At 34.3% G+C, this 14,043-nt stretch carries 14 protein-coding genes; 4 read left to right on the top strand and 10 right to left on the bottom strand.

Annotated elements, in window-relative coordinates:
• Positions 1–15: 15 nt before the first annotated feature.
• The 8 genes from ACFQZ1_RS22135 to spoIIP (ACFQZ1_RS22100) form a co-directional block, all read right to left on the bottom strand.
• On the bottom strand, positions 16–558 hold the full coding sequence (locus ACFQZ1_RS22135; RefSeq protein WP_377884943.1) for an adenylyltransferase/cytidyltransferase family protein: 543 nt from the start codon (positions 556–558) through the stop codon (positions 16–18).
• A gap of 33 nt (positions 559–591) precedes the next feature.
• Complete coding sequence (locus ACFQZ1_RS22130) at positions 592–1,338, bottom strand: IclR family transcriptional regulator (protein WP_377884308.1); 747 nt, start codon at positions 1,336–1,338, stop codon at positions 592–594.
• 160 nt (positions 1,339–1,498) lie between these two features.
• Positions 1,499–2,974, bottom strand: a complete 1,476-nt coding sequence (locus ACFQZ1_RS22125) for a 4-hydroxyphenylacetate 3-hydroxylase family protein (protein WP_377884307.1) — start codon at positions 2,972–2,974, stop codon at positions 1,499–1,501.
• 352 nt (positions 2,975–3,326) lie between these two features.
• Positions 3,327–4,472, bottom strand: coding sequence for a stage II sporulation protein P (gene spoIIP / locus ACFQZ1_RS22120; protein ID WP_377884306.1), 1,146 nt, complete (start codon positions 4,470–4,472; stop codon positions 3,327–3,329).
• Between the two features lie 286 nt (positions 4,473–4,758).
• On the bottom strand, positions 4,759–5,715 hold the full coding sequence (locus tag ACFQZ1_RS22115; protein WP_377884305.1) for an SPFH domain-containing protein: 957 nt from the start codon (positions 5,713–5,715) through the stop codon (positions 4,759–4,761).
• On the bottom strand, positions 5,715–6,146 hold the full coding sequence (locus ACFQZ1_RS22110; RefSeq protein ID WP_377884304.1) for an NfeD family protein: 432 nt from the start codon (positions 6,144–6,146) through the stop codon (positions 5,715–5,717). The genes ACFQZ1_RS22115 and ACFQZ1_RS22110 overlap by 1 nt, the downstream gene beginning before the upstream one ends.
• Before the next feature lie 583 nt (positions 6,147–6,729).
• Positions 6,730–7,470, bottom strand: a complete 741-nt coding sequence (locus tag ACFQZ1_RS22105) for a M15 family metallopeptidase (RefSeq protein ID WP_377884303.1) — start codon at positions 7,468–7,470, stop codon at positions 6,730–6,732.
• A gap of 344 nt (positions 7,471–7,814) precedes the next feature.
• Positions 7,815–8,969, bottom strand: a complete 1,155-nt coding sequence (gene spoIIP / locus ACFQZ1_RS22100) for a stage II sporulation protein P (RefSeq protein WP_377884302.1) — start codon at positions 8,967–8,969, stop codon at positions 7,815–7,817.
• A gap of 89 nt (positions 8,970–9,058) precedes the next feature.
• Here spoIIP (ACFQZ1_RS22100) and ACFQZ1_RS22095 point away from each other — a divergent pair, with 89 nt between their 5' ends.
• Positions 9,059–9,349: a hypothetical protein gene (locus tag ACFQZ1_RS22095; protein WP_377884301.1), complete on the top strand. Its 291-nt coding sequence runs from the start codon at positions 9,059–9,061 to the stop codon at positions 9,347–9,349.
• Positions 9,350–9,714: 365 nt separating this feature from the next.
• Here ACFQZ1_RS22095 and csaA read toward each other — a convergent pair whose 3' ends face one another.
• Together csaA and cbpA are read right to left on the bottom strand one after the other, a co-directional pair.
• On the bottom strand, positions 9,715–10,044 hold the full coding sequence (gene csaA / locus ACFQZ1_RS22090) for a chaperone CsaA (RefSeq protein ID WP_377884300.1): 330 nt from the start codon (positions 10,042–10,044) through the stop codon (positions 9,715–9,717).
• Between the two features lie 161 nt (positions 10,045–10,205).
• Positions 10,206–10,853: a cyclic di-AMP binding protein CbpA gene (cbpA, locus tag ACFQZ1_RS22085; RefSeq protein WP_377884299.1), complete on the bottom strand. Its 648-nt coding sequence runs from the start codon at positions 10,851–10,853 to the stop codon at positions 10,206–10,208.
• Between the two features lie 265 nt (positions 10,854–11,118).
• Here cbpA and ACFQZ1_RS22080 point away from each other — a divergent pair, with 265 nt between their 5' ends.
• From ACFQZ1_RS22080 to ACFQZ1_RS22070, 3 genes are all read left to right on the top strand, one after another.
• Positions 11,119–12,006 carry a hypothetical protein gene (locus tag ACFQZ1_RS22080; protein ID WP_377884298.1) on the top strand — a complete coding sequence of 296 codons (888 nt, stop codon included), beginning with the start codon at positions 11,119–11,121 and terminating at the stop codon, positions 12,004–12,006.
• Between the two features lie 244 nt (positions 12,007–12,250).
• A complete protein-coding gene (locus ACFQZ1_RS22075) occupies positions 12,251–13,564 on the top strand; it encodes a hemolysin family protein (RefSeq protein ID WP_377884297.1) in 1,314 nt (437 codons plus the stop codon).
• Positions 13,561–14,043 carry a DUF456 domain-containing protein gene (locus ACFQZ1_RS22070; RefSeq protein ID WP_377884296.1) on the top strand — a complete coding sequence of 161 codons (483 nt, stop codon included), beginning with the start codon at positions 13,561–13,563 and terminating at the stop codon, positions 14,041–14,043. Before ACFQZ1_RS22075 ends, ACFQZ1_RS22070 begins: the two co-directional genes overlap by 4 nt.

The following is a 14,043-nucleotide window of genomic DNA, read 5'->3' as shown; positions in this document are numbered from 1 at the left end:
CCTCCTCGTATTTGATTACATTATTTCAATCGGCCTTCCTAATAAAAGTTGAACATGCTGTAATTCGCCCTGATATAATTGATCACGAATTCTTGTTGAAGAAATACGTTCTCCCTCTTCACAACAAACTGTTTCTACAATGGAAACAGTGAAGTAATCTGCAAGTAGATTTATATCGCCTTCACGATTTTTTCCAAACCGAAAATCTTCTCCAACAAAAATTTCTACTGGATGTAATCGTTGTAACTCTTGAATGAAACAAATGGCCTTCCTTGTTACATACGATTGATCAAAGCGAACGACAACTACATGGTCTACACCTAACTCATTAAATCGATTTAATTTTTCTGGAATTGGCGTTAACACGTGTGCTCCTTGAAAATAAGAACGCGGCGGAGGATCAAATGTATACACGACATTTGTAACATGCAACTCCCTACTTTTCTCAACCGCTTTACGAATCACAGCTTGATGACCTTTGTGTACACCATCAAAAGCACCAATTGCGACAACTGATTTTTGTAATATCGGTACACCTTCATCATGTATATAGATGATTCATACCTCCTCATCTCTTTGCTGAAACTGATATTAAATATCTAAGTAACCAAACTCTTTCGAAATCATTTGCGCTGTATTCATCACGCTACGAATAATTACTTGCCGGTCTCTTCCTTGCATATAAGAAATAGGCCCAACAATATTAAGGGCTGCAACCGTTCTACCTGTATAAGAGCGAATAGGCGCAGCAATTCCATATAAACCATGCTCGTTTTCGTTATCGCTAATAGAATATCCCTGACGTCTAATTTCCTGTAATTCTTCTTGAAACCGTTTCATACAGGTAATCGTGTTCGGCGCTCGTGGTAAAAGACCATTTCTGACAGCATGTTCAACAAAAGAAGGATTAAAAGAAAGAAGTACCTTTCCTGTACTCGTACAATAAGCAGGTTTTCTTGACCCAACATGTGTTGAAATTTGGATAGAATCTTTTGATGATATTTTCAAAATAAAAACAACGTCTCCACGGTCAAACATACCAATGTGCACGGTTCCATTAAATTTTCGTACGAGCTCTTCTACAAATGGAATTGCTCCGCTATAAATTTCTTGTTGAAACATCACTTGGTTGCCCCATTCTAATAATTTCCAACCTAGACGATATTTTCTTTGCTCATCTTGAATTAACATTCCTTCTTCGCATAATGTACGAACAAGGTGATGAATTGTACTTGGATTCATCTTCAATTTTGTTGCAATTTCCGAATTCCCCAATACAGGTTCATCACTAGTAAAACAATTTAGAATTTTGCAAATTTTACTGACAGACGCTATCAAAATAGATTACCTCCTATATTTCAGTTACATATACAATTCGGTTCATACATACATAGCTAAAATTCGTAAGAAGTTTTACATCCTAACAGTAAAATTCTTTTTAATTATCTGTTGCTCCTTCCTTTCACATTAACATTGTAAGCGCAATCAAAAATAATAATCACTTTAGTGCTCTTTCAGATGCAATTGCCCCTTGCAAAGCGTCTTCTACTAAAGACAATGATTGCTTTTTCTTATACGCGTTATAAAACATACCCATTTTCCGAATTGGATCACCAGAGTAATAACGCTCATATTGTAATAATCGTTGTCCAAATGCTTCACCACATAAATCCCACGCTAATTTAAATAAGCGGACGCGTTCTTCAGAAGATACACCTTCACGGCCAATATAATACTTATGCATATCATCTTGAATCTCTGGATTCATAAAATCGGCGCCTGTTGGAGACATAAGAAGACCACCTGCACCAATCGTTTGGATAATTTCAATTGCACGCGGATACATTTTTGGTAATAAACTGCGAATTGTATCAAGTGGCAATCTTGCTGGTATCGCTTCACCATATGCATTCATTTCATATTCATATTCCGCAACTTGAAGCAGAGCACGAATTGTTTCTACGTCTTGCATGAGTTCTGCTAACTGATTTTGTACATTTAAGAAGCCATCTACTCCAATCGAATCTGCTAGCTTGATTGCCACTTCCGCTGCAAACGAAAGTTTTACAAGGCCTCTTACTCCCGATTGATGAGCAGGTTGGTGACCAATTCCTGTCTTTGGATACAGTTGATTTCCTGCCTCAACACTTTGATAAATGAATACTTTATCCCACGGAATGAACACATTGTGGAATACTAAAAGTGCATCCATTTCTTCAAATCTTGATGCGAGCGGATGATCAAATAATGACCGTTTTCCATCTTGCATCGGTTCACGACAAAGGATACGTAATCCGGGCGCATCGATTGGAACCGCAAATGAAATTGCATGGCGCTCATCACCAGGTTTAAAACTTGGATAGGAATAAATAATGACTTCATCTGTAATTGGTGCAAGAGTTGCTAGCATTTTAGCACCGCTCACATACATTCCTTCTTCTGTTTCTTTCACAACACCTAGATGCATTGTCGCATCTTCTTGTTGATGGGAAGCTTTACTTCGATCATTTTGCGGATTAATAATGGCATGCGTTAAAAATAAATCCCGATCTCTAATATGTTTATAGTAATTTTTAATGTTTCTCGCCCACGCCGGATCAAACTGTTCAAAAAACCAAGTGTTACTTGCCATTGAAGTCACCGTAACGTTTAAAAAGTCGGGTGTCCTTCCCATCAAGCCAAAAGTTACTTTCGCCCATACCTCAAATAATTCACGCCGTGCTTTTAAATCCTCATGGTTTCTCGGTACTAAAAACGCATTAGACACTCGTTCTCCTGTTTCTTCACATACGTGAGTAATCTTATCCTGAAACGCTGGATCATGCTGCATATCATATAATTTCGCAATTTGCAAAATCGGTTCACGAAATACATCTTCATTCACCACATCTGTTACTCTTCTGCCACCTATCCAAATCTCTGGATTTCTTGCTTTTAACCCCTCAATATACTGAGCCCCTGTTCGAATCGCCATACATAATCCCTCCAATGTATACGTTTTCAAAATTTAATAGACAAACAATATTAGAAATACGAAATATCTCCCCCTCTTTTTATTAGGCAGAATTTTTAATTATTATAAGAAGGATTACTATGCCCAAACAACTCGCTTATTTCACATTATGAAATCCTATCATTTTTTTTGAAATACAGTGAAACTTTCACCAGTGGAATCTCTTCCATCTCCCACCTATCTTCTTCTCTCTCAATCTTGAGGCAGGTTCTTACTGTCCTTGAATAGCAGGATAGAGTACAACTTTCATTTGTCTTCACGAAATAGAAAAGGAACGGTTTTCCGTCCCTTTTCTATTGCTCTTATTTTTCTATTAATGATTCACTTTCTCAGCATCCCAATAATACTTGCCAAAGGCTTCTGCTAATACATCAATAGAATTATACAGTTCTTCCAACGTATTATCGACACCACCAACTTCTACAAGTAGAGCGTTAGGAGATAAATCTTGATTATATGTACCGTCTCCCTTACTTTTGTCTTTTTTGAAAATCCCTCGGCTAAGTCCATAATAATGTTTATCTAAATATGAATTAATTGCGTTTGCGATTTTCATATTTTCTTCTCGTCCTTCATTTTCCATCCCAATAATGAAGTAAAGCCTTGCGTATGACTTTCCATTAATCACTTTTGTTGTAACATTCTTACGCTGATCATCTCGGTGAATATCAATCGGAAATACAATTTGCTTATTTTGAGCTAACGCTTCTTTTACATATCCATGCGATGCTTTATAAGCCTGATACCACTTCATCTTTTTCTGCGCTAATAAGTCTCCCATGTTTGTTTTGTCATGTAATGCTGGAATTCCTTGTCCTTCTAATTGCTGTTTTAATCTCGTACCAAGGAGTGAAACATTTACATCTGGACTTGATGCTTCATCTGGGATTTTCGCTCCAGGTAATAACGGTAAAAACGACTCCCAACTATGCGTATGATAAATAAATACGGCATCTTTCCCCTCTATGTCATTTCCCTTCTTTTGAACAGGATTATTCTTTTCTGCTTCCTGAATTTTTTCTTTGGCCACTTCACGTTCTTTCGTAATTTCTTCTATTGGTACACTTGATTCATTTGGTATATTTGTATAATCCGTTCCTTCTCCAGCTACAAGAATGTCAGAATAATAGTTCGCCATTCCTGGTATTTCTTTCCCTATAAATGTTCGAATATCTTGTAAACGCATATCAGTTGTTAATGAAAACAATAAAGCTCCTACTGATTCTCGTTTCTTTGTTTGAAAATATTCAAAAGAAAAATAATGATTTTCCATTTCAATCATTTGCATAAATCCTTGTGAAGAAATTTTTCCAAACCATTGATTCACATAATATGATTTCATTGTATGTAACATCGTTGTAATTAACGATGCAGCCACTAAAATAAAAAATGCATAAGAACACAATAAAATTATTATCTGCTTACTATGTGTGTGAGAATGTATAAAATACTTTTTCATCATACCACCCTTTCTATACATGGGTATGTACAAGCTTTATACAATATACATTCTGATTCCACTACTATGCCCAGCAACTTTTCAAGTTGAAATATATAATTCTACATATTTCCCAGCTAAAATTTCCACTGATGACTATTTGAACCAATCGAACACATGCCATCAGTAAGTTTCAAAATAGTAGGATAAACAAGTTCTTGTACTTCTTCAATTATGGTAGAGAAATTACCATTATCAACTTCAAAAAAAGAAGAGAAATGGCAACCATTTCTCTTCTTCGTTTCTATTATTCTGTTGGCGTATCTATAGAAGGCAATTTTTTCTCTTTAAACAGTTCTCCAATTGCTCCAAGACTACCTAATGTTTCAACAGCATTTGATGGAAGGAACACTTTATTTGCTGGTCCTTTTGCAATCTCGGTGAGAGATTCAAATGATTTGTATGCAAGAACACGCTCATCAAGTCCTGCTTGGCGCAGCATTTGAATACGGTTTTGTTCTGCTCTCGCAATTTCTTCAATTGCTTTTGCTTCCCCTTGTGCTTCTAGTTCTTTCGCTTGTCGTAAACCTTCAGCCTCTCGAATACGCGCTTCTTTATCACCTTCAGCCATTAAGATCTTACTTTGTTTTTCCCCTTCCGCGCGAAGTACTTTATCTTGTTTAGCTGCTTCTGCTTCGAGAATAATTGCACGTTTATTTCGTTCTGCCTTCATTTGTTTTTCCATCGCTGCTTGTATGTCTTTTGGCGGATTAATATCTACAACTTCAACACGTTCAATACGAACACCCCATTTATCTGTTGCTTCATCAAGCGCTAAACGAATTTCTGTTGAAATTTTCTCACGACCAGATAACGTTTCATCCAGCTCCATTTTCCCAATGGTTTGTCGCATTGTTGCAGATGTAATATTACGAACCCCGAATTCGTAATTTGAAATACCATATGTCGCAAGCTCTGGGTCAACAATTTGATAGAAAATAATCGTATCAATCTCAACTTGTACATTATCTCTTGTAATTACTTTTTGCGGTGGTACATTTGTTTGTTGGATGCGCAAATCGTGATAAAGACGTACACGATCGATAACCGGGATAATCATATTTAAACCCGGATGCATAACACGCTGAAATTTACCTAAACGCTCTATAACACCTACTCTTTGCTGCGGAATAATTTTAATTGTTAATGCAATAAATACAATAACGATTAATACTAAAATAATCGATAACGTTAATCCAACCATTATAATTCACACTCCCTTTTCACATGTACAACTGTACTACTCCTCTTTACAACAATAACGCTTTCTCCATCTAAAATTGGTTTATCTGAAACAGCAGTCCACATGTCTCCATCTATTTTCACAATGCCATTCGCTTCATTTGTAACCGCTTGCACCATTATACCTTTTTTACCAACAAGTTGATCCACTGTATCTGTATACCCTTTTGCTTCCCGAAAATTCTTGGAAATACGTTTTGTTAATATTGTCAAAATAAGACTGACAATAGATGCTATTACAACTTGAAGTAGCAAAGAGTTTGGTATAAATAGCGCAATTAGACCTCCGACCACCGCACCTATTCCAAGCCATAATAAGTAAAATGTAACAGTCAGCATCTCTGCAATAAATAAAAGCCCAGCAATGACAAACCAAATCACCCATCCTGCCATGTGCAACCCTCGCTTCCATTCTATATTTTATATGTATATGAGAGAAAGAAAACTTTATCCCGCTATTCGCGGGTAATAAGCCCCCCACCTCAAGATTGAGAAAAGCGAAGAAGATAGGTGGGGGATTACTGCTGACATACGCCTAAAAACCGCTAAAAAGCTGAAGCAGCCACCCACAAATACTAGAATCTTACTATCATAGAAAGTATACGGTATCCCATCTATTAACAGATGAAGAATACACAAAAACGTTATATTAATATATTCCTTATTAAATATGCTAATTCCTCTCAAAGAATGACAATTTTTTTTGAAAGGGGACCACGACATAAATAACCTAGATAAGGCACAATGACATGATCTAAGTAAACATTTCATTCAATCATATATACGTCTTGCTATTGCTTACACTATGATGTTTATCACTTATGTATATATAACAGTAAAAAAGCGATATTTCTTAGATAGAAACATCGCTTTCTTGTTTACGCATTTACTTTTTCTTAGATAACACCGTCATTCCGCCATCCCTTCTAAAAATCCTTAGAAAAGAAGGAAAACGAAGCCCTCACTAACAAAAATTTCACTTTATAACTTCTTCTAAAGTGAACTGATTTTCATATAAATACGTCGCGTATGGATTCCCAACATAACGAACATGCCACGGCTCATATGTATACCCTGTTATGGCTTCTTTTTCTTTCTCATAACGGATAATAAAACCAAATTTATGAGCATTTTCAGCAAGCCACTTTCCTTCCTTCGTATCTCCAAATAAAGGCTCTAATTGAAAATTTGCAGATTGTGATGTAATGTCGATTGCTAACCCTGTTTGATGTTCACTTGTACCGGGAACTGCACTAGACATCGCTGTTTTTGCTTCCCCATCTTGTTTTTTATACATCGTATTTAATGCTTTTTGCCGTTCAAATGAACGAAATGCGGAAACAGCATATAAAAAGATTTTTTCACTATTTGCTTGTTGAAACATGTGCTCTAATGCTGCTGCAGCTTCTTTACGCATTTTCTTTTTTTCATTGTCGCCTTCATATAAAAAACGAACTTTTGGTATAACTAAATCGTACGGTTCATACAAATCTGGTAAACGCCTTTTCTTATTTACAAGGACAAGAGTTGAGTCTGGATTGTTAACAACCGCAAGTCCTCCTTCTACTTTTGCAATTGTTTCTTGTACCTTCGGAAAAACAACATTTCCTTGCGCTTCTATCGCTTGTTTTTCCTTATACTCTCTATATTGCAGCATTGCAATCGTAATCACTCCAATGACAATCGCTATACTAAACAACATCCATTTTTTCTTCATATAACATCCTTTTATTCTAATATTTTCTATACATTACTTATCAACTTCCATTACGCTCCATAACAATTGTTCTAAACATCACATATCATATATTTTTTCCCATTCTCTCATCTGTTTAAACAATTCGATTCAACTTATTTCCAAATTTCAAAGATGCTTTTGCTTCTTATACTGCAATTTACCTACTTATTACAATCCCATTGTTTACATAATAAAATTATTTGTAATGGTCATTTTATAAATGAACATTCGCTACTATTTTTCTAAATCCCTTTTCCTTTTTCATAAGATAAAGAGACAAATTTCGATACAAAGCAAAGAGCGTAAGCAACGTTTGCTTACGCTTAACCATTCACTTTCTCCGCTTTCCAATAGTAATCACTAAACGCTTCTGCAAGCGCATCAATACTACGCTTAAGTTCTTCTTCCGTATTATCAACACCGCCTACTTCAATTAGAATCGCTTGACCGGATAAATCTTGATTGTATACCCCATTTCCTGTGCTAAAATCTTTTTGAACTACTCCTCGACTCAATCCAGGATACTTTTCCTTTAACGACTCATGCAGTGCCGTTGCCAATTGAAGATTTTTTGCATAATTTTTATTTCCTTTTCCAATAACAAATGCCAACTTTGCATATGATTTATCACCAATCTGTTTCGTCGTTACATCTTTCCTTGCACTATCTCTATGCAAATCAAAAAAATATTGAAGCTGTTTATCGCTGGCCATTGCTTCTTGTACAATTTCACGAGACATTTTATAAGAGCTATTACTGTTTAACCCTTTACTAATTAGTTTTTTACCCACATCTGTTGTATCATTTACTGCTCCAATCCCAAGACTTTCAAGCTGTTCACGAAATCTGTTTCCAAACAAAGAAATATTTGTTGTTGAACTCGTTGCTTTATTTGGATCCGGGTCATTCGTTAAATTTAATAATGGCAAATATGACTCCCAACTATGTGTATGATAAATAAATACTACTTGCTTATTTCCCGTTGTTTGTGCTGGCTTCGGTTTCTCTTTATTTGACTCTGCTTTTTCAGGTTTTCCTTGTTCTCCCGTCCGCTCTTTTACAAGCTCTTCTAAAGGTACACTCGATTCAATAGGCAAATTTGAATAATTTGTTCCTTCTCCAGCAATCACAATTTCCGTATCATATTTCGCAAGCCCTGGAAGTTCTGTTCCAATTAAACTACGAACGTCATCAAAGCGGATATTTGTCATTGCAGATAAAAGAAAAGAAGAGATCGAAAAATCTGTATTTAAATGCCGATATTCTTGTGTAAAGTAACGATTTTCTGAACCAAGCACATACATATATCCATTCATAGAAAGATCATTTAACCATTTATATAAATACGTTGACTTTGTTTCTTTCAATGATGTTACGATCATACTAACAAACAAAAAAGCAGCCAACATTCCTATTAAAAATAGAAAAATAAATTTGGGAAGACTTGTCCGTTTCACATAAAAATAGCTTCGATTCATTAAATCACCCTCTCTCTATGAACATATGTACAAGCTATAGAGAATAGACCAAAGAAGATTTGGAAATATTGGCATTGAGGTGAAAAAAATTGAAGCTGATAATTGGATTTTTTCCTATTATATTATCTTGTTTTTTTGTCTTACTCGCAGTACATCCACGCATTCGCATTTGGTTAGATATATTTGCGTATGTTTGTTTATATGGATTTGGAACCATTATTGCATTTGCTGTATACGATGTATTACTTCAACAGACTGTTTTTATGACAACCATTCATCGTATATTATTAAACCCTTTATTTCTTCTTACCGGTGCGTATATCGGTATATATTTTTTATATCTAATACTGCATAAACTCATTTCAAGTATAAGAAATTAGAGGCAGGTGCTATGATGAAAAATTATATACGTTGCCATAAATGTAAAAAGTGCATTTCTCGTAGGCGTGATCTCGTTACAGTTGCTTTATTTTTTCAAATCCTCACTTATCATAGTTGCTGTTTTGAACAAGACTTACACGAACTACGCTTTCCTTTGTCCAAATCCCTTCCCTTAAACACACTGTTTGGCAAATTGTTTTCTTCTTATACACTTTGTATTGGTCTCATTTTACTTCTGACAGACCTTTCTGTATTTTGGCTTAGTATGCTTTGCTTTCTTCCAATCTTTCAACGTTACTTATAAAAAAACTGATTGGACTATCGTTTTGGAATACTTAAACATGTCCATTTTTTTCTCATACTTTTAGCCAATCACTGTTCCATTTGGAACTTCCATACCTGGCTCTAATAAAATAACATCGCCTTTTCCAGGAACACCGCCAAGTACAAGTACTTCAGATTTAAATCCGGCCACTCGTTTTGGCGGAAAATTAACAACTGCAACAATTTGCTTTCCAATAAGTTCTTCCGGCGTATATCGTTTCGTGATTTGCGCGCTTGACTGTTTCATTCCAAGTTCACCAAAATCAATCTCTAGCTTAATAGCGGGTACTCGAGCTTCAGGAAATGCTTCTGCTCGATAAATTGTCCCAATACGAATATCTAATTTCATAAAATCTTCAAAAGTAGCCATTTCTATCTTCCTCCTTGCCATTTATATTCATATTAGACAGTTACTATTATTTCCCTTCAAAAAAGAAAGATGCTTATGCACCTTTCTTTTGTACTTCCTGCAATTCTTTCGAACTATATAAGAAAAAATCCACCTCCTACTTTCAGAGATGGATTTCCCTCTTACTCTACAATTTCCACTTCACGTGAATTTTTCATTTCTTCCACATGTATAACACGGAATCCATGATCTTCTAAATCTTTTAAAAGTGGCTGCAATTCTTCTGCCGCAAATCCTTCTCCTAATGTAAACATGATTCTGCGTACATAAAGTGCATTGTTATCAAATGTCATTAGACTTTGAATTCCACTATACTTTTTCAGTACAGTTGAAAGCTTTTGAATAGCACCGTTATAATCTTGCGTTCCAACCATAACTGAATACATACTAGAATGAAGGCCCCATGCATCTTCTAATAATTCAAATACTTTTTTATGTGTTAAAATACCAAGAAACAATCCATTGTCATTCACAACAGCAATATATGGTAATTCTTTAATTGTAAAGAACACTTTAAAGAATGAAGAATCTTCTTTTACATACCCATCTTTATTGCGCAATAACTCTTTCACATTATCATTTAAAGAACCTTTATATTCTAAAATATCTACTTTGTAAATATTCCCTAAAAATATTTCTTCTCTTTTATCTAGAACTGGAACACAGCGATATCCTGTTCTATTTAAATGATCTAGCGCTTCTTGTAACGTATATGTATCCGTACAAAATAACACTTCTTTTTTTGGAACATAGTTTCCTTTTACCCTCATAAAAATCCCCCTTATGTTAAAATATTTTCTGTGTCATAAATATATAATATTTTCAGAAAAAAATAAATATTTTATTTACTTTTTTCTGACTTCATTCATCATCTGTCATCATTTCTTCATACTTTTTCATTTCTCCGAAAAATACAAGAGAAGATTTCATATAAAAATTTCCTTTCCTATCAAAAAGAAATTGTATCTTTCAAAAAGAAACGTTAAAATAATAGTAATAATTTTCTGAATATTTTAAAGGTAGGTGAAACATATAGTGTCTTCTATTATCTCTTATATGTATCGTTGTCTTTTGAGCTTTATATTCATTATTCTTATTAGTCCAGTCCCTGCTGTGCTTCTAAGCAACAAACACTCCTATTTTGAAGTACTATATACCATCATCAATCATTTTGTACATTTTCGTTCTATCTCTATTCCAATGACTGATTGGATTCATGAATCATTCTTTTTTTCTTCTTATCAACCACATAGTATGTCAAAATCATTTGATTTACATGAAAGTTCAACCTCGTTGTTCCCGTACATATGGAAATTATATTTTTTATCTATGATGCGGCTCTTCCTTTCACTTACTATCGGTTTTCTCATCAGTCTTAGAATTGGTCGATTTTTTATTAAGTTATCTCCTAAAAATAAAAAACATTTTTCATTTTTACGCTGGGTTCCATTTTCATTTGGCACTGTCCTACTACAATGTATCATCATTACTCTTTTTCTATTTACAGCACCGTACATATCCTTTCCATACCTCTCGTCCCTGTTAATCATTTGTAGTACGTCCATGATTATTATTATCCAAGCCATCAAAACATGGATTCCTTTCTTATATACTGTGGAAGAACCAAAACATAAGCAAGATTCAGCTTTTTTGAGTAATACACTATTCACTTCTCTACTTGCAAACCATAAATCTATCGCAGGTTCCATATTAATTTCCTTTATATATATGGAATGTATTTTTCATGTAAATGGGTTATTTCAATTTATTGTACAGTATTGTATTAGTTCCCCCATACTTGTTACAATAGGCCTTTTATTACTGTATATTCCATACATGCTGATTTCTCTCTTACAAATATTATGGAAAAAAAATCGCCATATTGCGCATATCCATACACTATCACGCACAACAATAAAGTAAAACTTCCATCAGTGAAGGTTTCCTTCATCCCCCACTGATGGAAAGTCCTTCCAATCGGGGTCCTACTACCCAAAAGTAGCGGGATAAAGTAAATTTTTTATAAATAGATACATTTTCCATTTATAAAATTTCACATTTCCCTCCCCCTTTCTTTGACTATTCCTTCCTTTTCCATATATTATTAAAGTAAAACTTTTATTCAGGAGGTGACATCTTTATTCTAAATTTAGAATAAAGAATATCCTTGGACATACTAAAACTTTTTCTCATCGCTTTACTCATTCTTATTTCCGGCTTTTTTGTAGCATCAGAGTTTGCTGTTGTTAAAGTACGCAAAAGCCGGATTGACCAACTTGCCAATGAAGGTAATAAACAAGCAATACTAGCGAGAAAAGTTATTTCCAATTTAGATGTATACTTATCTGCTTGTCAGCTCGGTATTACCATTACTTCATTAGGACTCGGTTGGCTTGGTGAACCTACTGTGGAACACTTATTGGAACCGCTTTTTGAAAAATTGAATATAACAGGTTCGATGAAACATACGTTATCATTTATTATAGCTTTTAGCGTAATTACATTCTTTCATGTGGTACTGGGTGAACTCGTTCCAAAATCATTTGCTATTCAAAAGGCCGAACAAATTACATTGAGATTCGCAAGACCTTTAATTCTATTCGATAAAATAATGTATCCTTTTATCTGGTTATTAAATAGCACAGCACTCTTTTTCACGAAACTATTTGGATTACAACCGGTAAAAGAAAATGAACTTTCTCACTCTGAAGAAGAACTGCGCCTTATTTTAAGTGAAAGCTATAAGAGCGGGGAAATTAATCAATCTGAATATAAATATGTAAACAACATTTTTGAATTTGATGATCGAGTTGCAAAAGAGATTATGGTTCCACGCACTGAAATGATTTGTTTATCAACTGAAAATTCATTAGCGGAAAATATGGAAATTATCTCTAACGAAAAATATACACGTTATCCAGTTATTGGAAAGGATAAAGATGATGTTGTTGGAATGATTAATACAAAAGAAATCTTTCATGATCAAACAAAAGAAATCCGTAAGCCGCTAGAGTCATACATACATCCCGTTTTAACAGTATTCGAAACTGTACCAATTAAAAAAGCACTCATTCATCTACAAAAAAATCGTGTCCAGCTAGCAATTATTATGGATGAATATGGTGGAACTGCAGGTCTTCTTACAATGGAAGATATTATTGAAGAAATTATTGGTGAAATTCAAGATGAATTCGATATAGATGAAACACCAATGATCGAGAAACGCAATCCAACATTAACGTTACTTGACGGAAAAGTACTTATTTCTGATGTAAATGATATATTTGGCCTTCATATAGATGATAGTGATTTAGATACAATCGGAGGCTGGTTCTTATCACAAACAATTGACGTAAATATTGAACCAGGTCATATTATTCAATATGAAAATTATCAGTTTAAAGCATTAGAATTAGATGGACATCAAATAAAAAAAATTGCCGTCAGTAAAATAGATTCACAAAAAGGAGTTACACTGTGAATACCTTATTAACTATATGCATTATCGCTTGTTTCATTATATCGTTCATAGCGTTTATTTATCCGATTATTCCAGGTATACTCGCTTTATGGGCTGGATTTTGTATTTATCAATTTGGCATTAACAGCTTAGAATTAACAAGCTCATTTTGGATTATTCAAATTGTATTTACAATTATTATTTTCATTACTGATTTTATTACGAATAGCTATTTCTTAAAAAAATACGGAAGTACAAAATGGAGCGAACGTATCGGCATGGTTTCTATTATTGTTGGATCGTTCTTTTTCCCACCATTTGGGCTAATTATTATCCCATTCCTTTCTGTGTTTGTAACAGAATTAATACATAAAAAAGCACCACAAGAAGCCTTTATGGTTGGAGTTGCAACAGTTATCGGATTTTTAAGCAGCACAATAGCTAAAGCGATTTTACAAATCATTATGATTATTATATTTGTATGCTATATTATTTTTTAG

The sequence above is a fragment of the Bacillus sp. CGMCC 1.60114 genome (assembly GCF_042676365.1).
Classification (GTDB): Bacteria; Bacillota; Bacilli; order Bacillales; family Bacillaceae_G; genus Bacillus_A; species Bacillus_A rhizoplanae_A.
The sequence above is the reverse complement of the archived record's forward strand: the minus strand, read 5'-3'. Positions and strand labels throughout refer to the sequence as shown.